At 56.4% G+C, this 21,957-nt stretch carries 19 protein-coding genes; 8 read left to right on the top strand and 11 right to left on the bottom strand.

Translation table 11 applies throughout. The annotated features are described in order from the left end of the window. Window positions 1–8 precede the first annotated feature (8 nt). The 6 genes from rpsS to rpsQ are packed head-to-tail and all read left to right on the top strand — an operon-like array spanning window position 9 to window position 2,312. The gene (rpsS, locus tag VRY85_RS03610) at window positions 9–284 is read left to right on the top strand and encodes a 30S ribosomal protein S19 (protein ID WP_414597232.1); all 276 of its coding nucleotides are present in this window, start codon (window positions 9–11) and stop codon (window positions 282–284) included. Between the two features lie 3 nt (window positions 285–287). Continuing rightward, entirely contained in the window at window positions 288–617 is a 330-nt protein-coding gene (gene rplV / locus VRY85_RS03605; RefSeq protein ID WP_414597231.1) for a 50S ribosomal protein L22, read from the top strand. Window positions 618–626: 9 nt separating this feature from the next. Next, window positions 627–1,409 carry a 30S ribosomal protein S3 gene (gene rpsC / locus VRY85_RS03600; protein WP_414597230.1) on the top strand — a complete coding sequence of 261 codons (783 nt, stop codon included), beginning with the start codon at window positions 627–629 and terminating at the stop codon, window positions 1,407–1,409. 2 nt (window positions 1,410–1,411) lie between these two features. Beyond that, the gene (gene rplP / locus VRY85_RS03595; protein ID WP_414597229.1) at window positions 1,412–1,828 is read left to right on the top strand and encodes a 50S ribosomal protein L16; all 417 of its coding nucleotides are present in this window, start codon (window positions 1,412–1,414) and stop codon (window positions 1,826–1,828) included. Window positions 1,829–1,837: 9 nt separating this feature from the next. Next, window positions 1,838–2,029, top strand: coding sequence for a 50S ribosomal protein L29 (gene rpmC, locus VRY85_RS03590; RefSeq protein WP_414597228.1), 192 nt, complete (start codon window positions 1,838–1,840; stop codon window positions 2,027–2,029). A gap of 1 nt (window position 2,030) precedes the next feature. Further along, window positions 2,031–2,312, top strand: coding sequence for a 30S ribosomal protein S17 (gene rpsQ, locus VRY85_RS03585; protein WP_414597227.1), 282 nt, complete (start codon window positions 2,031–2,033; stop codon window positions 2,310–2,312). A 106-nt stretch (window positions 2,313–2,418) separates the two neighbouring features. On the opposite strand, the gene VRY85_RS03580 is transcribed toward rpsQ, so the two are convergent. From VRY85_RS03580 to VRY85_RS03550, 7 genes are all read right to left on the bottom strand, one after another. Continuing rightward, window positions 2,419–3,639: a CaiB/BaiF CoA transferase family protein gene (locus VRY85_RS03580; protein ID WP_414597226.1), complete on the bottom strand. Its 1,221-nt coding sequence runs from the start codon at window positions 3,637–3,639 to the stop codon at window positions 2,419–2,421. Between the two features lie 5 nt (window positions 3,640–3,644). Continuing rightward, window positions 3,645–4,694, bottom strand: coding sequence for a Bug family tripartite tricarboxylate transporter substrate binding protein (locus tag VRY85_RS03575; RefSeq protein WP_414597225.1), 1,050 nt, complete (start codon window positions 4,692–4,694; stop codon window positions 3,645–3,647). A 43-nt stretch (window positions 4,695–4,737) separates the two neighbouring features. After that, entirely contained in the window at window positions 4,738–6,558 is a 1,821-nt protein-coding gene (locus VRY85_RS03570) for an acyclic terpene utilization AtuA family protein (RefSeq protein ID WP_414597224.1), read from the bottom strand. Beyond that, the gene (locus VRY85_RS03565) at window positions 6,558–8,546 is read right to left on the bottom strand and encodes an acetyl/propionyl/methylcrotonyl-CoA carboxylase subunit alpha (protein WP_414597223.1); all 1,989 of its coding nucleotides are present in this window, start codon (window positions 8,544–8,546) and stop codon (window positions 6,558–6,560) included. Before VRY85_RS03565 ends, VRY85_RS03570 begins: the two co-directional genes overlap by 1 nt. Window positions 8,547–8,608: 62 nt before the next feature. Beyond that, the gene (locus tag VRY85_RS03560; protein WP_414597222.1) at window positions 8,609–9,511 is read right to left on the bottom strand and encodes an enoyl-CoA hydratase/isomerase family protein; all 903 of its coding nucleotides are present in this window, start codon (window positions 9,509–9,511) and stop codon (window positions 8,609–8,611) included. Window positions 9,512–9,551: 40 nt separating this feature from the next. After that, entirely contained in the window at window positions 9,552–10,715 is a 1,164-nt protein-coding gene (locus VRY85_RS03555; RefSeq protein WP_414597221.1) for an acyl-CoA dehydrogenase family protein, read from the bottom strand. Window positions 10,716–10,748: 33 nt separating this feature from the next. After that, window positions 10,749–12,365, bottom strand: coding sequence for an acyl-CoA carboxylase subunit beta (locus tag VRY85_RS03550; protein WP_414597220.1), 1,617 nt, complete (start codon window positions 12,363–12,365; stop codon window positions 10,749–10,751). A 32-nt stretch (window positions 12,366–12,397) separates the two neighbouring features. On the opposite strand from VRY85_RS03550, the gene VRY85_RS03545 reads away from it, so the two are divergent. Beyond that, window positions 12,398–13,291: an IclR family transcriptional regulator gene (locus VRY85_RS03545; RefSeq protein ID WP_414597219.1), complete on the top strand. Its 894-nt coding sequence runs from the start codon at window positions 12,398–12,400 to the stop codon at window positions 13,289–13,291. On the opposite strand, the gene VRY85_RS03540 is transcribed toward VRY85_RS03545, so the two are convergent. The 4 genes from VRY85_RS03540 to VRY85_RS03525 all read right to left on the bottom strand — a co-directional run bounded on the left by VRY85_RS03540 (window position 13,271) and on the right by VRY85_RS03525 (window position 19,904). Beyond that, window positions 13,271–14,941, bottom strand: coding sequence for an AMP-binding protein (locus VRY85_RS03540; protein ID WP_414597218.1), 1,671 nt, complete (start codon window positions 14,939–14,941; stop codon window positions 13,271–13,273). The genes VRY85_RS03545 and VRY85_RS03540 overlap by 21 nt on opposite strands. 89 nt (window positions 14,942–15,030) lie before the next feature. Continuing rightward, window positions 15,031–16,983: a 3-hydroxyacyl-CoA dehydrogenase NAD-binding domain-containing protein gene (locus tag VRY85_RS03535; RefSeq protein WP_414597217.1), complete on the bottom strand. Its 1,953-nt coding sequence runs from the start codon at window positions 16,981–16,983 to the stop codon at window positions 15,031–15,033. Beyond that, window positions 16,980–18,284, bottom strand: coding sequence for an acetyl-CoA C-acetyltransferase (locus VRY85_RS03530; protein WP_414597216.1), 1,305 nt, complete (start codon window positions 18,282–18,284; stop codon window positions 16,980–16,982). The genes VRY85_RS03535 and VRY85_RS03530 overlap by 4 nt, the downstream gene beginning before the upstream one ends. A 192-nt stretch (window positions 18,285–18,476) precedes the next feature. Continuing rightward, complete coding sequence (locus VRY85_RS03525; protein WP_414597215.1) at window positions 18,477–19,904, bottom strand: NAD-dependent succinate-semialdehyde dehydrogenase; 1,428 nt, start codon at window positions 19,902–19,904, stop codon at window positions 18,477–18,479. A gap of 546 nt (window positions 19,905–20,450) precedes the next feature. On the opposite strand from VRY85_RS03525, the gene VRY85_RS03520 reads away from it, so the two are divergent. After that, complete coding sequence (locus tag VRY85_RS03520; protein WP_414597214.1) at window positions 20,451–21,935, top strand: TolC family outer membrane protein; 1,485 nt, start codon at window positions 20,451–20,453, stop codon at window positions 21,933–21,935. The last annotated feature ends 22 nt before the right edge of the window (window positions 21,936–21,957 follow it).

Here is a 21,957-nt window from a genome sequence, read left to right as displayed (position 1 = left end):
GCGAACATATGTCACGTTCGATCAAGAAAGGCCCATTCGTCGACGCGCATCTGATCAAAAAGGTCGATGCAGCTGTCGCGGGCAAAGACAAAAGGCCGATCAAAACCTGGTCGCGCCGTTCCACCATCCTGCCCGAGTTTATCGGGTTGACCATCGCCGTCCACAACGGTCGCCAGCACATTCCCGTTTACATCAACGAGAACATGGTTGGCCACAAGCTGGGCGAGTTCGCACTGACCCGTACGTTCAAGGGCCACGCTGCGGACAAGAAGGCCCGGAGGTAAGAGATGGAAACTACAGCAACTATCCGTGGTGTTCGCATCTCGGCTCAGAAAGCGCGTCTGGTAGCGGATCTCATCCGCGGCAAGAGCGTTGAGCACGCTTTGAACATCCTGAACTTCTCGCCCAAGAAGGCGGCCAGCATTATCAAGAAAGCACTTGAGTCTGCCATCGCCAACGCCGAGCACAACGATGGCGCAGACATCGATGAACTCCGTGTCAAGACAATCTATGTCGACAAGGGTCAATCGCTGAAGCGCTTTTCCGCCCGAGCCAAGGGTCGCGGTAACCGTATCGAGAAGCAGACCTGCCACATCGTGGTCAAGGTCGGGGCTTAAGGAGTCACAATGGGACAGAAAATTCATCCAATTGGCTTCCGCCTCGCGGTCAACCGTAACTGGAGTTCGCGCTGGTATGCGGACGACAAGGCTTTCGGTGGCATGCTTGGTGAAGATATCCGCGTTCGCGAATATCTCAAGAAGAAGCTGAAGAACGCTTCGGTGGGCCGTGTGGTCATCGAGCGTCCTGCCAAGAACGCACGCATCACTATTTACTCGGCTCGTCCGGGCGTGGTGATCGGCAAGCGCGGCGAGGACATCGAAAACCTCAAGGCTGATCTGCAGCGCCTGTTGGGCGTGCCTGTGCACGTCAACATCGAAGAAATTCGCAAACCTGAAACTGACGCTCAGCTCGTTGCCGATTCCATCGCGCAACAGCTCGAAAAGCGGATCATGTTCCGTCGTGCCATGAAGCGCGCCATGCAGAACGCCATGCGTCTGGGCGCCCAGGGCATCAAGATCATGAGCTCCGGCCGTCTGAACGGCATCGAGATCGCCCGTACCGAATGGTATCGCGAAGGCCGTGTGCCCCTGCACACCCTGCGTGCCAATATCGACTACGGCACTGCTGAAGCGCACACCACATACGGGATCATCGGTATCAAGGTGTGGGTCTACAAGGGCGACATGCTGCCTAACGGCGAAATGCCGCCTGAGGCAGCAGCTCCCCGCGATGAAGAGCGTCGTTCGCGTCGTGGTCCTCGTGGCGATCGTCCTGACAGCCGTCGCCCAGGTGGCCGTGGCCGTGGTGGACGCCGGTCCGAGGCTGCTCCGGCGCCTGAAGGAGAATAATCATGCTGCAACCATCACGCAGAAAATACCGCAAAGAGCATAAAGGCCGGAATACCGGTCTGGCGACTCGCGGCGCGCAAGTATCTTTCGGCGAGTACGGTCTCAAGGCTACGGATCGTGGCCGCCTGACCGCTCGTCAGATCGAAGCCGCCCGTCGTGCAATCAACCGCCACATCAAGCGCGGTGGCCGTATTTGGATCCGTGTGTTCCCCGATAAGCCAATTTCCCAGAAACCGGCTGAAGTCCGGATGGGTAGTGGTAAGGGTAGCCCCGAATTCTGGGTCGCCGAAATCCAACCCGGCAAGGTGATCTATGAAATGGAGGGCGTCAGCGAAGAAGTGGCTCGCGAAGCGTTCCGCCTGGCCGCCGCTAAGCTGCCGCTGCGCACGACCTTCGTGTCACGCCAACCCGGTGCTTAAGGAGATATCATGAAAGCCAGTGAACTCCGTTCCAAAGATGCCACCGAACTCTCCAAAGAGCTCGAAAGCCTGCTGAAGGCACAATTCAACCTGCGCATGCAGCGTGCGACCCAGCAGCTTTCCAATACCAGCCAGATTGGCAAAGTGCGTCGCGACATCGCGCGCGTTCGTACCGTCATGGCTGAGAAGGCAGGAAAGTAAAATGAGCGAAACCCAAACTACTGCACCGGCCAAGCGCCAGCGTACCCTGATCGGTCGTGTCGTCAGCAACAAGATGGACAAGACCGTGGTTGTGAACGTAGAACGTCGCGTCAAGCACCCCATGCTTGGCAAGATCGTTGTGCGTTCCGCCAAGTACAAGGCCCACGACGAAACCAACCAGTACAACGAGGGCGACCTCGTGGAAATCGCAGAAGGTCGTCCGATCTCCCGCGACAAGTCCTGGACAGTCGTGCGCCTGCTGGAAGCAGCACGCGTCATCTAAAGCCTTTGGGCGGGCCGAATTTTTTCGTCCCGCTCGTACCGGCTAAAAAAAATCCGAAGCTCTTCAAAAGAGGCTTCGGATTTTTTTATGGATGCGCTACTGTAATTTAGATCACTTGTTCTCGTTTCAGTGATTCGATCATGGGTTCTTCCATTTTGAGCAGATTCCTCAACACGTCTTGCGTGTGCTGTCCCAGTTGCGGCGGGCTTTGGTAACGCACAGGTGTTTCAGAAAAGCTTAATGGACTACGCAAAGTCGGAGCCGACATACCGCGCTGATGGGGCAGGGAAAAAGCGAGCTCCCGGTGTTGCACTTGAGGGTCGCCGAACACATCCGCCATGTTATTAATGGGCCCGCATGGTACGCCAGCGGCTTCCAGATCCGCCAGCAATGTTGCACGGCTGATTCCCGCCGCTTTGCTCTGCATGATTTCCCGTAGTGCATTCCGATTCGCTACTCGTTGGACATTGGTGGCGAACTCGGCGCGGGCAGGGAGGTCAGCCAGGCCCAGAACACCACAGCACGCTTCAAATTGCCTGTTATTCCCGGCTGCAATGATGATGCTGCCATCGCTGCAGTCGAATACCTCAGATGGAGCGGCAATTGGGTTGGTATTCCCCACTCGTTGCGGAACCTTGCCGGACATCAGGTAGCCGATGGCCAGATGGCCGTTTAAAGCCACGGCAGAATCCAACATAGCGCAATCGATGAATTGCCCTTCACCTGTACGAGAATGGTGAAAAAGTGCACCCATGATAGCGATTGCGCCATTCAGGCCAGTAACAACGTCGGTAATGGGGATGGCGGTACGCATGGGGCCGCCTCCCGGGTTGGCATCGGGCACCCCGCACGTACTCATGACTCCCGCCATGCCTTGCAGAATAAAGTCGTAAGCGGGTAAGCCTGCTTTTGGGCCTGACTGCCCGAACCCCGTAACCGAGCAGTAGATGAGATCGGGCTTGAGTTGTCTCAAGCTGTCGTAATCCAGACCATATTTTTTCAGGCTACCCGTTTTGAAATTCTCTACAACGACGTCACATTGTCTGGCGAGCTCTTGTATCAGTTTGGCTCCGGCGGGTTTCGTGAAATCAATGGTGACAGACTGCTTGCCCCGGTTGTACGCGAGGTAAAGCGCTGAATCATTACTGTCGCTCTGGGTGGACGCATTCTTCAAAAACGGGCCCATACGTCGTGTATCGTCGCCTTCTCCTGGCTTCTCGATTTTAATGACGGTCGCGCCCATATCAGCTAAGTGTTGCGTACATAAGGGGCCCGCTATCACACGGGTGAGATCCAGTACTTTGACGCCATGCAGTATGCCACTCATTGAACTCACTCCAGACTGATCTTGGCTTGTTGAATTACCTGAGCCCAGCGGTCTGATTCAGAGCGCATGAATAGATCAAATTTTTCCGGCGTCCCGCCGACCGGATCAATGCCGTACTCGATCAACCGGGCATGCACTTCAGGCGAATCGATTGTGGCCTGTACCGCGTTAGAAATTTTTTCCAGGCGGTCTGCGGGTACGCCGGCTGGAGCAAGTAAGCCTATCCAGCTTCCTCCGGTCATGGTCGGGTAGCCCAGTTCAGCCATGGTCGGGACATCCGGGCTACTGGGCCAGCGTTGGGCGCTTGTTATGGCCAACGCACGAAGTTTGCCGGCGTCGACTTGCGGCATCATCGTTTGCACCGAATCGAAAGCCATCGAAACCTGCCCCGAGAACAAATCAATTAGCGCAGGAGCCATTCCTTTGTACGGTACGTGGGTGAGATTCAGGTTTGCGGTCTTACCAAATTGCTCTGCGACCAAATGGGCACCGGAGCCGATGCCGCTGGAAGCGAAAGTGGCATTGTTGGGATTGCTTTTCGCCCATTCTATGTACTGGGCCAGGTTGGTGGGAGGCAGTTGTGCGCTGGAAACCATGAGAAGGGGGATGTGTCCAAATAAGCTGACCCCCTTCAAGTCTTCAAGCGGCGAAAAAGTCATGTCTTTATGCAGACTGGGATTCACTACGTGGCCTGCCACAACGACCAAGAAGTTGTAGCCGTCTGCTGCCGAACGCACGACTGCTTGGGATCCGATTCGGCCGTTTGCGCCGGGCAGATTCTCAACCACAACAGGTGTCTTCAGGTTGTCCGCCAAACCCTTTGTAATCAGGCGTGTGACCGTATCAGAAACCCCACCAGGCGTGTACGGTACGACAACCCGAATGGGTCGATCAGGATAATTATCTTGAGCCGCCGCCGGTGCGCTGCCAAGCACTCCGACTGCTAACAGAGCATGCGTTGCCCAGCGATGCATAGGGTGGCGGTAGAACCAACGTCGCAGTGTGCTCGTAATAGATATCTGCGTCGGGGTGTGCGCGGTGTGTCGTGTCGTCATGATTGTCTCCTTGGTTTGAAATACTCAGTTGGTGGCTAAGGAATCAGAGCTCCAGTGTTTCTGGAGGTACTTCGATTTGAAGATCAAGCAGCATTTGTGCAAACGACTTCCCTAATGGGTCGGAACGTAGACTGCAGACCCCTCCTCCATCCAGCGCATTAAGCAGGAGGAAGTTGACGGCATTGAGGCCGGGTACTTCGTAGCGGTATACGTCGCCCAGAACGAGGTGTGAGAAGTACTTGTGGACCCGCTGTGCAGTCAGTTGTTTGAGAATGACGGGGTAAAACTCCGGCCGACGGGCTATCACACCAATATTCTCGTTGTCTCCTTTATCCCCGCTACGCGCCCATGCCAGTCTGATTAAAGGAACCGTGACAGTGTTTTTTGATGTTGTGCTTGGAAGAAGAGCTGCTGCTTCAATCTCTTCGCTAGGGGGCGGACACTCAATATTTGGAATGACAGCAGCCGGCGCAATCTCCAGATTCTCTTCATTCAGAGAAATACGGAGAGTCACTCTGTTTTTAGGGACCAGGAATGAAAACACTCTGAATACCGGTTGAATATCGGCGCGCCCGGTAAACGATGTGCGCGTCCCCGGCCCCATGGAGGTGCCTGCCGATGCGCATTCTCGCCTAAGAAATGACAAACCTTTGGCGTGAGGGTGCCTTGCCGCAATTCGCAGAATGACTTCGCGGGTGGGAAGCTCCTGAGCGTTGGGGCCATACAGTGATTCAGTGCCAAGCAGTTCGATACAGACTTCTGAGTAATCTGCAAAGCCGTTTTCTCGCAGCTGTGTTCTCGTCCGCGCTAACAGGGCCTCGGCGGTTTTCTGCGCCTTGGCTTTTGCGTTAATACCGCGTATAGCCATCATGGTTTGGATCTGGAAGCCTTCAATATAGGTTCCATTAGCTTTGTAGCTATCGGAGGGAGGTGTCCCACGGGCACCACTGACGCGAACTTTCTCTGCACCGACACGTTCGACGGTGATGTAACGAAAATCGCAACAAACATCCGGCATCAGATAACGGCTCGGGTCACCTACCTCATAGAGAATCTGTTCCGCGACTGCACCGGGGTGGATCAACCCCCCGGTATGTTCCGGCTTGCTCAGGGTAAAAGCCCCTGATGCTTCACAGTCGATGACCGGATACCCCATGTTGGCCCAGTCAGGTACAAGGTGCCAATCAGTAAACAGACCACCGGTGGCTTGAGCGCCGCACTCTATGACATGACCGGCCAGCGTTCCCGCGGCGAGACGATCCCAGTCGTTCCATGACCACTGGAACTCGTGAGCCAGGACACCCAAAACCACGGCACTGTCTACACAACGGCCCGTGATGACGATGTCTGCGCCCATATCCAAAGCGCGAGCGATTCCTTGAGCGCCGGTGTAAGCGTTGGCAGAGCTCAGCGTCGCCGGCGGTGTATCGCCGCTGTACATGTCTTTCAGACCCGCTTCTCGTAGCTCAGGGAAGAGGTCGCTGACATCGTCTCCGGTCACGACTGCAACTTTTATCTCCAACCCTTGCTCGTCAGCTTCTTGCATCAGAGCCTCGGCGCAGGCCTGGGGGTTCAGCCCGCCGGCATTGGATACGACCCGCACGCCTTTAGCTTGAATGACGGCTAGATGAGGCGCCATTGCGCTGGTGACAAAGTCTGTGGCATAACCCAGGCCGGGGTTCTTTGTACGTGCGCGCGCCAGAATCGCCATCGTGGTTTCGGCCAGATAGTCGTACACCAGATATTGCAGGCCCGGCACTTTCAGGAGCTGGGGGGTGGCGATGCTGGAGTCTCCCCAGAAACCACTGGCGCCGCCAATTCGTACAGTGCAATTCTCTTTTAATGGATCGATCGCCTTTGACATCAGAGTTGCTCCTCAATTTGCAGCAAGAGCGCTCCTTTAGCGGCCTGAGTACCTGGTGCAACATGCACGGCCAGCACACGGCCCGATAACTCAGCATGCAGCGTGTGTTCCATCTTCATAGATTCCAGAACGACCAAAGGCTGGTTATAGGAGACGACATCTCCTTCTTTGACGGCGACATCTACGACCCGGCCGGTGAGGGGCGCGCTGATCAGGCCTCCGCCTTGTGGCGCTTGCCCGGATTTATGGCTGCTGGCGATTTCAAATGACCAGCTCTGCCCATCGTGAAACACGTGAATATTGCGGTCGTGATGGGCGGTGAAAATCGTCTCCATCATTCCATTGCACTCCACCGTGAACGCCATGTCGGCCTTGCTCTGCCTGCGAAAGTCACGTAGCTGGAAGTGGGACGGGCTCGTGTTCTCAGTGGGTTCGGGCATTTCCTGAACGGTGACATTCCAGCTACCGTCTTGCGGCCATACGCGCACGGACCAGTGTTGTGAATCGTATGAAAGCTCGATTACGGATACCCCCTGCTGTATGCGGCTGCTTGGTACTCGTTCGGCGTCACACGTCGCAGTCTGGCGCAGCAAGCTGAAAGCAGCCAGAGCAATCGTCCGCTTTGAAGGCTTCAGGGATTCTTGAGAAACGGTGTTCATATAATCTTGCAAGAATCCGGTGTGGACATTTCGGCCTTCAACGAATTCCGGGTGTTTGAGGCATTCCGTCAGAAAATGTTGGTTGGTCGATATGCCTAGCGCTACGCAGCGCTCCAGCGCCAGGATCAGTTTTCGGCGTGCCTCTTCCCGAGTGGTTCCATGAGCGACAACTTTGGCAAGCAGCGAATCGTAATAAGGGCTGATGTGCTGCCCGCTACACAATGCGTGATCCACCCGGACTCCCAAGGACGAGAATGAGCCGCCGGCGTTCGTTTCTTGGTGGTTGTCGGGGGCTCTCCAGTAGTCGATAGTCCCGGTTTGGGGCAAGAAACCCGCTGCCGTGTCTTCTGCTGTCAGTCGGGCTTCAATGGCATGGCCTTGAAAATCTATTTCGTCTTGCTTTCTCGGCAAGGGATTCCCGGCGGCGATTTGTAGCTGCCATTCAACGAGATCAAGGCCGGTGATCGCTTCGGTAACGGCGTGCTCCACCTGCAGTCGCGTGTTCATTTCCATGAAATAAAACTGCTCCTGCTCGTCGATCAGGAATTCCATGGTGCCGGCGCCGATGTACTGTATGGAACGGGCGGCGCGTATCGCCGCAGCCCCCATGCGTTCACGCAGCTCCGGTGTCACGACGGGAGAGGGGGCTTCTTCTATGATTTTCTGGTGCCGCCGCTGTATGGAGCAGTCACGTTCACCCAGGTGTACACAATTTCCATGTGCGTCCGCCAGAATCTGTATCTCTATATGGCGAGGTCTCCTGATGGCCTTTTCTAAAATCAGCTCACCACTGCCAAAGGCTTGTTGCGCTTCGGAACGTGCCGAAGCGAGTGCGGCAGGCAGCTCTTCCTGTGTGTGTACCAGACGCATGCCGCGCCCGCCTCCGCCCGCCGATGCTTTCACCATGATCGGGTAGCCGATCTTTTCTGCTACTTGAGTGAGAGTACGGTCTGTTTGATCGGGCGCCTGATAGCCGGGTATGCATGGCATGCCGGCTTCAAGCATGAGCTGTTTGGCTCGTCCTTTATTTCCCATTGCCTCGATGGCGGCACCGGATGGCCCGATGAAGACGAGGCCGGCTGCGTCAACGGCGTTAGCGAAATCGGCGTTCTCTGCCAGGAAGCCATAGCCAGGGTGAATCGCATCTGCACCTGAAAGTCGTGCAGCGCGCAGAATGGCTTCAATGTTGAGGTAGCTTTCCTGGGGGAAAGGCCCGCCTACCCACACGGCCGTGTCCGCAGCCTGCACGTGCAGACTATCCCGGTCGGCCTCCGAGTAAATGGCGACGGTGCGATAGCCCTGTTTTCGTGCCGTGTGAATGATTCGCATAGCGATCTCTCCACGATTGGCTATCAGCACGCTGTGAAAGGGACGAATCTGTTTGTTCACATTCATGGTGTTTTATTTTGAGTTGAGGCGGCGGCAGGTGCTGGCGCTTGCAGTGCCTGGACGTGTTCGGCGGTGAACGCGGTGCTCCAGCATGACGAACGTTTCTCGCGAAATGCTGAAATACCTTCCGGGCCTTCGTCGCTCATGCAGTGGGAAAATAGGTGGGCGGCGTGATCCAGTTGCGCGCTCAGGTGATCTGGATGACAAGCGTTATTCGTAGAGATCAGTTTCTTCAAGGCCCGGTTGGCATTTGGGGCGCACCGACTCATTCTGGTCAGCCATTGTGCTAACAGTGCGTCCAGCCCGGCGCTGTCCCCAGCCAGTTCATCAACTATGCCCAGCTCCTGTGCTTGTGTGCCGGAGACACGCTCGCCAAACAACCCCAAGCGCAGCGTATTTCGACGGCCAATTCGAGCGTGTACAAAGGGAGCGATCTGAGCCGGGATAATCCCCAGGGTAGTTTCGACAAGCCCGAACTTTGCATTCTTAGTCGCCAACACCACATCGGCGCAGCAGGCCAAACCCAGGCCACCTCCCATTGCTGCGCCTTCTACAACGGCAATAACCGGTATCGGCAGTGTGGAAAATGATTCGAGAAAATATCCGAATCGTCTGTTGTGCCGGGCTACTGGGTCTTCTGTGGGGTTGACGTGTTGCTGAGGTGCAGGCTGATTCAGACGTGATTGGAAACTACCAATATTGCCGCCTGCACAGAAAAACCCTTGGCTGCCGCGGATCACCAGCGCACGAATATGCGTATTGTTGTGAGCGAATGCTGTGACATGAGTCAGCTCGGCGACGACTTCTGGCGCCAGTGCGTTACGGGTTTCAGGAATATGCAAAGTGATGAATAGCACATTGTTGTGCTCGCGGACCACAATATGCCGGAAGTTGTAGCTGTGCATTGGGTTGTCTCGTTCTAACAATACAGAAAACGGCCTGTATTCAAGATTTAAAATCCATCAAGCCCATTTTTCGGGCAATCACCATCAGCATGACTTCATCGGCTCCGCCGCCGATTGAACCAAGGCGATAATCTCGATAGGCGCGGGAACTGCGGTTTTCCCACGTGTATCCCATACCTCCCTGGAACTGCATGCACCAGTCGGCGATCTCACGACCAAGGCGTCCGGCTTTGAGTTTTGCCATTGAGGCAAGCTCTATGACATCCTCGCCCTGGATGTAAGCCTGAGCAGCCCGATAGATTAATGAGCGTAGTGACTCAAGCTCGGTTTTTAGTTCAGCCAGCTTGTATTGGATGTACTGGTTGTCCAACAGCGGCCGGTTGAAAGCGATACGCTGGCGAAGGTAATCGGCCGTGTCTTCGATCAGTTCGCCGCAGGCCAGGCGGCGGGCGGCGCCGTCCAGTCGTTCTTCCTGAAACTGCTTCATCTGGTAAATGAAACCCATACCTTCTTCACCAATACGGTGGCGTATGGGTACGCGGACGTCATCGAAGAATATCTGTGCGGTATCTGAAGACCACATACCGAATTTCTTGATTTTCTGTATCTCGACCCCTTTGACCCGCTTGCCTTCGTGCTTGAGGGGAACAATGATGAGTGATTTGTTCTTGTGCGGTGTGCCGTCCGATGTGTTTGCCAGCAGGCAAATCCAGTCGGCCTGAGTGCCATTGGTAATCCACATCTTCGAGCCGTTGATCACGTAGTCATCGCCATCTCTGCGTGCCGTTGTTTTGATGGACGACACATCAGAGCCTGCGCCCTGTTCCGAGACGCCGATGGAGCACACCATATCGCCAGAAATAGCGGGTGCCAGAAATTCACGACGAAGCTCATCGGAACCAAATGCCGCGAGGGCGGGCGTTGCCATGTTGGTTTGAACCCCGATCGCCATGCTGACGCCTTGAGCCCGCGCATACCCAATGGCTTCCGCAGCCGCCAGAGCGTAGGAAAAATCCAGACCCAGTCCACCAAAGGCTTCCGGCTTGGAAATTCCAAGAAAACCGAGTTGCCCCATTTTCTTGAATAGCTCATGGGCGGGGAATATCTCCGCGGCTTCCCATTCATCAACGAAAGGGTCTATCTCATTGGTCACAAAGCGACGTATGCTGGAGATCAGTTCCAAATGCTCAGGTGTGTAAAGCATTGTGCTTTCCTTGCTAGGCGATGTGTGAAAGGGTTAAAAACGGGCGGTGCCGAATTGGATGGGATGTAGACGTCTGCTTTGTGCTTCTTGCACGGTGGCTAGGAGAAACCGCAGCACATCGCGCGTGGCGCGTGGGTCAATCACTCCATCGTCCAGTAGGTGCCCGCTGGTGTAAAAAGCACTGGCCTGTTTCTCGAAGTGCGCCACCAGTTCAGCTTTTTGATGAGCAATGGCGGCCTCGTCTACCGGGCGGTTCTGCCGCTGGGCTTTAGCGCGTTCCACAATTTCCAGGGTTGCCGCGGCCTGTTCTCCGCCCATTACCGAAGTACGGGCATTGGGCCAGGAAAAGCAGAACTGCGGTTTGAACGCGCGGCCGCACATGCCGTAGTTACCCGCGCCGAATGATGCACCGCAATAAATAGTGATTCTCGGTACGGTCGAATTGGAAAGAGCTTGAATCAGTTTCGCCCCGTGCTTGATCATCCCTGCTTCTTCTGTCTGCCGCCCCACGAGAAAGCCCGTGGTGTTCTGTAAAAAAATAATGGGTGCGGCGCTTTGGTTGCAAAGCTGTATGAATTGGGCGGCCTTGGTAGCGCCGTTTGGGTCCAGCGGCCCGTTGTTGCTGATAAAGCCGACCGTATTGCCCGCTATGCGCCCGTGGCCGCAAACAGTTGCCGGGCCGTAGTCGGGTTTAAAATCCATCCAGCGCGAGTCGTCTACCAGACGGGCGATCACCTCGCGCATATCGATGGGCTTTTTGTGCTCCATCACCATTACGCCTGCCAGCTCCTCCGGCGATAAGCGTGGCGGGGCAGGGTCGATATCTTGATGGGGAGGGCTGACCCAACCCAACGTGGAAACAATATCGCGGGCTATGGCAATCGCATGGGCATCGTCTTCGGCGACATACTCGGCTAACCCGCTGACGGCTGCATGCATGTTTGTGCCACCCAATTCTTCGGCTGTGGCGATTTCTCCGGTAGCCGCCTTCAGCAAGGGAGGGCCGGCAAGGAAAGCCTGTGCTTGGTTACGCACCATGACAACGTAGTCGGACAGCCCAGGCATATATGCGCCGCCTGCGGTAGACGAGCCATGCACGACCGTAATGACGGGCAGACCTGCTGCCGATAGTCGAGCCAGGTTGTAGAACATGCCTCCACCGCGAATGAATTTCTCAACACGGTACTCACGGAGGTTTGAGCCGGCGGACTCTACCAACTGCACAAAAGGCAGACGGTTTTCCAGGGCTATTTCCTGGCAACGCATGATTTTTTGGTTGCCTGCTTCAGTGAGAGCCCCTGCATTGATGCCGGAATCATTGACCACGATCATGCATCGCACGCCACTGATAAATCCGATTCCGGCTAATTGGGAGCCGCCTGGAATGGTGTCCTCGAGTGGCTCTGGGCCCATTCCATAACCAGCAAGATTGCAGATGGGAAGAAAGGGCCGCATCGGGTCCAGCAGCCGGTTCAGGCGTTCTCGGGGTAGCAAAGCACCGCGTTTTTCAAAATATGCCGCCCGTTGCGCTGAAGCATCAGTCGCTCGTTTTTCAAGGCACCGCAGCTCTTCAACCAGCGTCAGCATGCTCTCGCGTTGCTGATGAAACTCTTTACTTGTAGGTTCAATACGGCTCTGGAACGGCATCATGATTCATTCGCAATCTATTACTCGGAAAGTGATTGCAATTGAAGAAGATGCGCCCAGATGGTACAAACAGAATATTCTGTTTTGTTCACAATGTGCACAACCAAGGGTTTTCCATAGTGTCTTCCAGGTCATTGAGCAATACAACAGCCGACAGTCGCTTGCGCGGCCAGAAATCACGAGGCACACAAAGTATTGATCGAGCCCTTGATTTGCTCTCCTTGGTTTCACTTCACCATGTTGAGGGCATCAGCGTCGCCGCGCTTGCTGAAAATACAGGCCTGGACCGCACCACCGTGCACAGAATGATTAAGGCTCTGGAGAACAAGGGGCTTGTTCATCGAGAACAGAACACAAAAGGCTACCGTCTGGGAACGGAAGCATTCTCATTAGGGCAGACTTCTTTGCTGCGGCCCCCGTTGGTACAGGAGTACCAGCCGCTGATGAAGTCTCTGGTCAGGAAGCTGGATCAGCCATTGTTTCTAGTGGTTCGCTCGGCCGATTACAGCCATTGCCTGCATTTGGAGATCGGCTCTCGGCCTGTGCGGGATTTTGGTGAAACAGTTGGCACGCTCCGTTTACTTGGGCTGGGGATCCCTAGTTTTGCGCTACTGGCAAATTTTGACTCGGATGCCGTCACTGAGCACTATCTACGCCATCAGGCTGAATACCAAGCTAACCGAATGACGCTGCAGCGCCTGAATAAGTGGGTTAGAGAAACACAAATGCAGGGGTTCGCCCACATTTATGCTAAAGGTATACGAGGGGTGGGAGTGTATTTCCGGTTTGGTACCAACGGCGAAGCGGCGCTAGGCTTCGTTGCCCCGCGCGCGCGCATACCTCACAATCAAGCGCGGGAAATAGCGGACCTTCTAAAAAGCGCCGTACTTCAAGCAAGCTCTAGCCGTTTACCTCGCCTCATCCCGTAACTTACGCCGCAAAATTTTGCCGACATTGCTACGTGGAAGGTCATCACGAAACTCAACATGCCTGGGGCATTTATAGCGGGTCAGCTTACTGCGGCAATACTCGATGACTTCGTTCTCCGTGAGCGCGGGATTGCGGGAAATAACAAATAACTTCACGCTTTCCCCGGAATGTTCATCCGGCACGCCGATGGCAGCAGTTTCGATGATGTCTGGGTGCTCGGCGATCACGGCCTCGACTTCGTTGGGGTACACATTGAAGCCCGACACCACAATCATGTCTTTCTTGCGGTCTTTAATGAAAATGTAGCCTTGGTCGTCGACCAAGCCAATATCGCCTGTACGTAGGAACCCGTCGGAATCAAAGACCTTTGCGGTTTCGTCTGGGCGGTTCCAGTAGCCCGGGGTGACTTGCGGCCCGCGTACGCAGATTTCGCCAATTTCACCAATGCCAAGATCATTTTCGGTGTGATCCCGAATGGCGATTTCAGTCGAGGGTACTGGCAGGCCGATGGAGCCGGTGAAATCACGGCGATCCAATGGGTTGATGGTAACGGCGGGTGAGGTTTCGGTCAGGCCGTAAGCCTGGGTGAGCGGGGTGCCCGTGGTTGCCAGCCAGCGCGTGGCCACAGCTTCCTGCACCGCCATGCCGCCCCCCAGGGCGAGCTTGAGGTGGGAAAAATCCAGGTTGGCGAAATCCGCGTTGTTCAGCAGACCGTTGAAAAGGGTGTTGACGCCGGTGATGGTGGTGAACTTTACGGACGCCAAGTTTTTAACAAAGGCCGGGATATCGCGAGGGTTAAGAATCAGCAGGTTGGTGGCGCCCAGCTTCAGGAAGGTGAGGCAGTTCGCCATCAGTGCGAAGATATGATAGAGCGGCAAAGCCGTTACGATGCATTCTTCGCCATCTACCACATGAGACTTTATCCAGGCGTGCGCTTGGCAGACGTTGGCCACGAGGTTGCCGTGGGTAAGCATGGCGCCTTTGGCCACACCGGTCGTGCCCCCAGTGTATTGCAGACAGGCGAGGTCTTCGGGATGCAAGGCCGGGCGCAGGTAGCCGCATTGGCGGCCACTGACAAGAATATCGTTGAATTGGCGGGCGTTCGGCAAGGAATAAGGCGGGACCAGTTTTTTGACTTTGTCAGCGACGAAGTTGGTCAGGGCGCCCTTCAGTGTGCCTAGCATGTCGCCAACCCCGGTGATGACAATGTGCTCAATCTTGGTTTTTGGCAACGCATCTTCGAGCGTATGGGCGAAGTTCTCTGCAATGACAATGACTTCGGCGCCGGAATCTGCCAACTGATGTTCAAGTTCGGCTGCCGTATACAGGGGGTTGGTATTCACTACCACGGCGCCTGCGCGCCAGGCCCCGAACAGGCATACCGGGTACTGAAGGAGATTCGGCATCATGAGGGCGATGCGGTCACCCTTTTTTACGCCGATGGATTGCAGCCAGGCGGCAAAACAGCGTGACGCTTCATCAAGTTCGCCATAGCTGAGTTTGACCCCCATACTGATGTAGGCGTCGTGGCGCACAAAACGGGCGCAACTTTCCTCGAAGAGAGATACAAGCGACGGATAGTTTTTGGCTTCGTCGCTGATGTCGGTCGGGACGCCCGGCGGGTAGTACTGGTGCCAGATGGGTTCCATATCTCCCCCTCATCCTATTCATTCGTTTTTTGATGGTATCACCGCTTCAGCATTCCGCGTTAAAAGCGTCATGGGTGGCAGGGGGATATTCAAATAGGAACCACCTCTGGTGCTTTGTGCTGATCCCAGTGCAAAGGCCCGCCCGAGAATGGCGCAAAGCCTGCTCCGAAAATCACACCGGCGTCAGCTAGGTCTGCGCTCGCGACGATGCCATGCGCCACTTGTTCATGGGTTCTCTTCACCAGCGGGGAAATTAACCGCAACGCCAAGTCGGCAGGCGGCGTGCCGGGCTGCTGCTTAACCGGTTTGCCCTCCTTCCAAGCGTAAAAGCCGCGGCCAGTCTTACGCCCGAGCTGCTTACGGGACAGGTGGTCTTCCAGGCAGTGGGGAATCGCTTGTTCACCTGCGAGCTGCCGGCCGGCGGCGTGGGCGATATCCAGCCCCACGGTATCGGCCAGTTCCAAAGGCCCCATTGGCATGCCGAACACTTTCATGGCTTCGTCAATGGTTTCGGGCGACAAGCCTTCGTCGACACAGCGCATGGCCTCCAGCATGTAGGGAGCCAGTACGGCATTAACAAGGAAACCGGGGGCGTCTTTGACCGGTAGTGGCAATTTGCCCAGCTTGCCAACAAACGCCAGAGCTGTAGCGAGTGCGGTGGGGGTGAGTTGTTCCGTGCGCACGACTTCCACCAAAGGCATTTTGGCAACCGGGTTGAAAAAATGGATGCCAACCAGGCGACTGGGGTCGCGTAGATGCGCGCCAAGAGAGGCCAGCGACAGGCTGGAGGTATTGGTGGCGAGCACGGCATCAGCTTTCATGCGAGGTTCGATCCGTGCATAAAGCGCTTGCTTGGCTTCAAGGTTTTCCGTGATGGCCTCTATGACGAGATCTGCGTGGCTGACGCCATGGCCAAGAGGGTCGGGTATTAATCTGTCCTGAGCCGCCACGCGCAGCCGCGCTTCTTTGAAGCGCCTGGCATACAACGCCTGTGCGCGGCCCTGAGCGTCGGCTATGCGTTCACGATCCTGGTCTTGTAAGGTGACCTTGAAGCCCTTGAGCGCACACCAGGCAGCGATATCTCCGCCCATGGCGCCAGCACCCACAACATGAACTTGGCGGATTTCTGCCGCCGCTTCAGACGGTTTGCCAAAAGCCTTGAGTTGTTCCTGCAAATGGAAAACGCGTATCAGGTTGCGGGCGGTATCTGACTGAGAAATTTCCTTCACCCAGCCCGGTGCGGCCATGGCGTTGCCTTGATGGCGGCCCCAGATCTCCAGAATGGCGCGGGGTGCCAAGTAGTGCTGGTAAGGATCGCGCTCGTTCAGTTTCTTTGCTGTCTGGCGCATGACCAGGGGCCGCAGTGGCTGGAGATTCAGCAGGCGACCCACACCGCGCGCGCGCGCGGCGGGTTTGCCGGAACGTACGTGCTGGGCGGCGGCCTGCTTTTCGAGGCGCAGCGGCACCCGGGCATCTATCAGACCCAGCCTTTGTGCCTTGCGTGCGTCAATGGCCCGGCCGGACAGCATCATGTCGAGCGCCGCCGGGGCACCGATCAAGGCAGGAAGGCGTTTCATGCCGCCCCAGGCGGGAAAGATGCCCAGCATGACTTCAGGCAGGGCGAAAGAGGTATCAGGGTGATCGACGGCCAGCCTGTAGCGGCAGGCTAGCGCCAGTTCCAATCCACCCCCCAGGCAATGGCCGCGAACTAGCGCCAGCGTGGGGTAACGTGCGGCGGCCAAGCGTTGAAACGTGTTCCAGCCCAGTGAAATCAGTTTATCAATGGTGTCGGCATGCTCGAGCCCCTTGAACTCCCCAATGTCGGCCCCCGCGATAAAACCCGATGGTTTCAACGAATGGATAATCAGCGCAGCAGGCGGTTGGCGCTCGAAGTGGTCAAGCACCGTCATCAGTTCAGCCAAAACTTCGCTGGAGAGGCGGTTCACTGAAGCGTCGGGGCAATCCATGCCCAGCCATACCAGACCATCAGCGCCGAGATCCGCTTTGAAGTTGCGCAAATTGAGCTGGAGAACCGAGTTCATGATTCTGTGCCTCCTGCCACGTGGGTTGTTTCAATCAGCATAGCGCCGCCCTGGCCGCCACCAATGCAGATGGCGGCCATGCCGCGCTGCAAGCCGCGGGTGCGCAGCGCATGCAGCAGGTGCAAGACAATACGCGCGCCCGATGCGCCCACAGGGTGGCCGATCGCAATAGCGCCGCCGTCTACATTCAGGCGATCTTCGTCCAGCACGCCCAAGGCGGGGCGACCCAGATGCGTGCGACACCAGTGCTCATCCTGCCAAGCGGCCAGGCAGGCCAATACTTGAGCCGCAAAAGCTTCGTTGATTTCCCAGAGATCGGGCGTGTTCAGACCCATGCCGTGACGTTCCAGGATGGGGGTGGCGGCATGAACCGGGCCCAGGCCCATGCATGCGGGATCAAGACCGGCCCATTGCACATCAAGAATCCGGCCTAAAGGCCGCAGATCCCAGCGCTCGACCGCTTTTTCAGAGGCTAAAAGCAACACAGCGGCGCCATCCGTGACTTGCGAGCTATTGCCTGCTGTGATGTTGCCCCACGGGCGATCAAACACGGGTTTCAGTGCCGCAAGCTTTTCAGGTGTAGTGTCGTTGCGCACCCCATCATCGTGCGGGTAGAGCTTGCCGTGCCCGTCTACCAACGGGATGATTTCCGCCAGAGAGCCGTCTTCTTGCGCTCTCACTGTGCGGGCGTGGCTGCGGGCGGCGTATTCGTCCATCTGTCGGCGGCTGATGCCAAACTGGTGGGCGAGGTTTTCGGCGGTTTGCCCCATGGACAAACCCGCTACAGTGTCGGTGAGGCCGCGCAGCAGGCCAATAACGGGCGCAAGATGGCCGGGCCGCAGTTTGCCCAACTGTGCTAGTCGTGCCTTCAGGCTTTTAGCTGAACCCCACCCGCCTAGCCATCTGACCATTTCTTCATTGACGAGAACCGGGGCGCGTGAAAGGGCGTCCACGCCGCCTGCCAAAACGAGGTCGGCCCGACCGCTTTGCAGCGTCAGCAGGGCGGAATCCAACGCCTGCATGCCGGAAGCGCAGTTACGCGAGACTGTCCAGCCCGGGACGGAATGGCCGCAGCCCAGCCGCAAGCTTACGAGTCTGCCGATATTCGTTTCGTCAGACGCGGGGGATACGCATCCCAAGATCATTTCGTCCAGGGCGTCGGGCGGAAAAGGTTGGCGTAATAAGAGTTCGCGCCCGGCCTGTACCGCCAGGTCGGAAGCTGAAAACGGCCCCGGTGTGTTGCGCGCTTTCAGAAAAGGTGTTCTAGCGCCGTCGACAATGTAAATCGGGTTGAAAACCATGGTTCCCACCTTCAAGCTTTTCCGGACTCAAGCTTTCTGCAGCATAACAGCGCACGGGTGGCAGCAAGCCACGCCTTAAACCAGGCGAATCTAGACCGGACGAAACGGAAGAGATTGGTGCGCGCGGTATGCACCGCCTAGGATACAGGGCATACGACTTGTGTCATAGCCCTGTATTGCGGATGAGGTGCGTTAGATGGACGTTACGAACTTCGTAACCAAATAGCCGTCGAAGGTCTCGCTGCCGCCTTCGCTGCCAATACCACTGTCTTTCACACCGCCGAAAGGCGTTTCGGGAAGTGCGCTGCCGAAATGGTTGATGTTGACCATGCCTGCTTCCAGCCCACGAGAAACGCGGTTGGCGGTTTGCAAAGAGGTCGTAAACACGTAGGAAGACAGGCCGAAGGGCAGGGCGTTGGCTTGGCGGATCACTTCTTCTGTGTCACTGAACGGTACGACAGGAGCCAGCGGGCCGAAGGGCTCTTCGGTCATAATCATGGCGTCTTCGGGGATTTCGGTGATCACGGTGGGAGGGAAGAAGTTGCCCTTGCGGTCGAGTGGCTCGCCGCCCAGCAGCACCTTACCGCCACGCGCTATGGAGTCCTCCACGAAACGGCTCATGGCCGGAACACGGCGCTGGTGTGCCAACGGCCCCATTTCTGTGTCCGCCTCCAAGCCATCGCCTACCTTGACGGCGCGCAGGCTTTCAACAAAGGTTTCGAGGAAGGAATCGTAGACCTTGTTGTGTACGTAGAAGCGAGTGGGCGACACACACACCTGGCCTGCGTTGCGGATCTTGAACTTGGCCAATTGCTTGGCGGCTTTCTGAACATCGGCATCTTCAAACACCAGAACCGGCGAATGGCCGCCCAGTTCCATGGTGATGCGTTTCATGTGGGCGCCTGCCAATGCAGCCAGTTGCTTGCCGACCGGCACCGAACCGGTGAACGATACCTTGCGTACGATGGGCGAGCGGATCAGGTAGTCAGAGACTTCGGCCGGCACCCCCCACACAATATTGAGAACCCCTGGAGGCAGCCCCGCGTCGTGGAACATGCGGGCAATAGCCATGACGGCGCTGGGGGCGTCTTCAGGGCCTTTCAGAATGATGGTGCAGCCTGCGCCAATCGCTGCGCAAATTTTGCGGATTGCCTGGTTGTAAGGGAAATTCCAGGGAGTGAAGGCGGCGCAGACGCCTACCGGCTCACGCACGACATATTGGTGAACAGCAGGGTCGCGGGGGGTAATCACGCGCCCGTAAATGCGGCGGCACTCTTCAGCGTGCCAGTCGGCATGGTCGGCACAGCTAACGATTTCCCCTACGGCTTCAGCCAGCGGCTTACCTTGGTCGAGCGTCATGCAACGGCCAATGTCTTGCGCGCGATCGCGACTCAGCTGAGCCACCTTGCGCAGAATTTCCGACCGCAGCATGGGAGAGCTATCGCGCCAGGTTTCAAAGGCGCGGGCGGCGGCGTTCAGGGCGCGATCCAGGTCGGCTTGGGTGGCGTGGGGAAGATGGCCCAGTACTTCGTGAGTGGCCGGGTTGATAATTTCTTCGGTCTTACGGCCTTCGCCGCTTAGAAATTCACCATCTATATACAGGGTGGGTGTCTCGTACATGTTGTTTTAAGTTGAAGCGGGTTGATGGAGTGGTACTCCACTGCTTATATCACGATGCGTATAAGTAAAGTAGGCTTTCGAACGAGTGGTCAGGCAAGATAAAGTTGAAGAATACTGAAGGGATACCTGAAAAGTCTCGATGTAAAACGAATTATTTGATACATTTCACTCATGAGCCTTACTAAGAAAAATATTGGCTCGATTTCGACGCAAGGTTATGCCCCAAGAATATGGGCCAGAAACCCATAGCTCCGCCTTGCCTATTGTGGATACTCCTGCCATGGGGTGTTTTTTTGAACAGACGGTCGACTTTGCTTCTCGCAGAGGCCTGTTTGGTCGGGCTATTCCCAAACCGTCTACACCGAAGTTCAGTTTTTTCCACCTAACGCGTGCGTTGGGCGGTGGCGCCTTATTTGTGCGCAGCCTACTGCTCTGTACAGCTGTCCCTTTTCAACCTGTTTCCCGGTATCCGTTGATTGCGATCAGCAAGCCCTCCAGCTTGCGGCCCTCAGGGTCCGAGGGTGCATACGTTTCAAGGAGATCAAGATGAAAGTCACAACAAAAAGTAATCGCAGCATAATCGCGAGCGCTGTCATTGCAGCGTGCGTACCTGTTGCAACGTGGGCCCAGGCCGCCACTACGCTTGAGCAAGCAGTCGAGAAAACCGTGTTGTCCAACCCCGAGATCCGCGCGCGATTCCAGGACTTTCAATCTACTCTGGAAGGGCAGAATGTGGCGCGTGGGGGCCTGTTGCCAGAAGTCAATTTGCAAGGATGGACCGGTCGCGAGTGGCGCGGCAGCGACGGCGATTACCGCTCTGCCAACTGGAATCGCAACGGCTATAGCCTGCAATTGCGGCAGTTGTTGTTTGATGGTTTTTCCACCATTAACAACGTTAAGCAACTAGGGTTTGAAAAACTGTCTGGTTACTACGAGCTGTTGGCGACCGTCGATAGCTTGGCGATGGAAGCCGTCAATGCTTATCTGGACGTGCAGCGCTACCGTGAAATGGAAAGGCTTGCACAGGAAAACTACCGTTTGCACGAAGGCACATTGGAACGCATTCGTGAACGCTCAAACTCAGGTGTAGGGCGCGGTGTTGACCTTGAGCAGGCGAATGGTCGTCTGGCTCTGGCCCAGGCCAACCTCATGACGGAAACCAACAACCTTAACGATGTGTCGCAGCGCTATCGCCGCATCGTTGGTGAGGCTCCCCCCGCCACATTATTGGATGTGCCGGATCCCGCCTCCTACCTGCCTGCCAACCCGGAAGACTTTGTGCCGTCGTTACGCAGCAGCCCGGCTATTTTGTCCAAGCAGGCCCTGGTTCAGGCAGCCGAAGCCGGCGTATCTTCTGCAAAAGGGGCATTCGCGCCCACGCTTGAGTTCCGTGCCCAAACAGGTAAGGACAAAGACCAACCCGGCACACCGTACCGCGATGCACAAAATTCCAGCGTGCAGCTGATGCTGTCGTACAACCTGTTCCGTGGCGGCTCAGATGCAGCGCGCGTACGCCAAACCAAGGCTCAATCGTACGCCGCACGCGATGTGCGAGACTACACCTGCCGCAATGTGCAGCAAGACCTCTCTGTAGCCTGGAACAACATCGTCAAGCTACGCGAACAACTGCCGTTCTTGCGCGAACACGAAATGGCAACTTCTCGAGTAAGGGTCGCCTACATGCAGCAGTTCCAGATCGGTGAGCGTTCTCTGCTCGATTTGCTCGACACCGAAAACGAGCTTTTCGATTCGCGTCGCGCTTTGGTCAACGGTATCTACGACCTCAAAAAGGCCGAATATCAGTGGTTGGCGCTTTCCAATCGGATTCTGCCCGCCGTTACGGTTAGCCAGCCATATAACGAAGCCCCCAATGAGGCCTCCGATCTCGAATTTCCCGAAGAAAGCCTGATCGCTTGCATGACTCCCGCTCCCGATACCAGCAATTTGCAGCCGGTTCGTATGGAATATCGCGATGGCATGCAACCCCCAGTCATACAGACACCCGGAACGGGTCAGGCCAGCGGCTGGTAAGCAGTTAGCGCAATGCGTAAGG

The sequence above is a fragment of the Achromobacter sp. F4_2707 genome, from assembly GCF_047501535.1.
Lineage (GTDB): Bacteria > Pseudomonadota > Gammaproteobacteria > Burkholderiales > Burkholderiaceae_B > Yanghanlia.
This window is presented reverse-complemented; position numbering and strand designations above follow the sequence as displayed.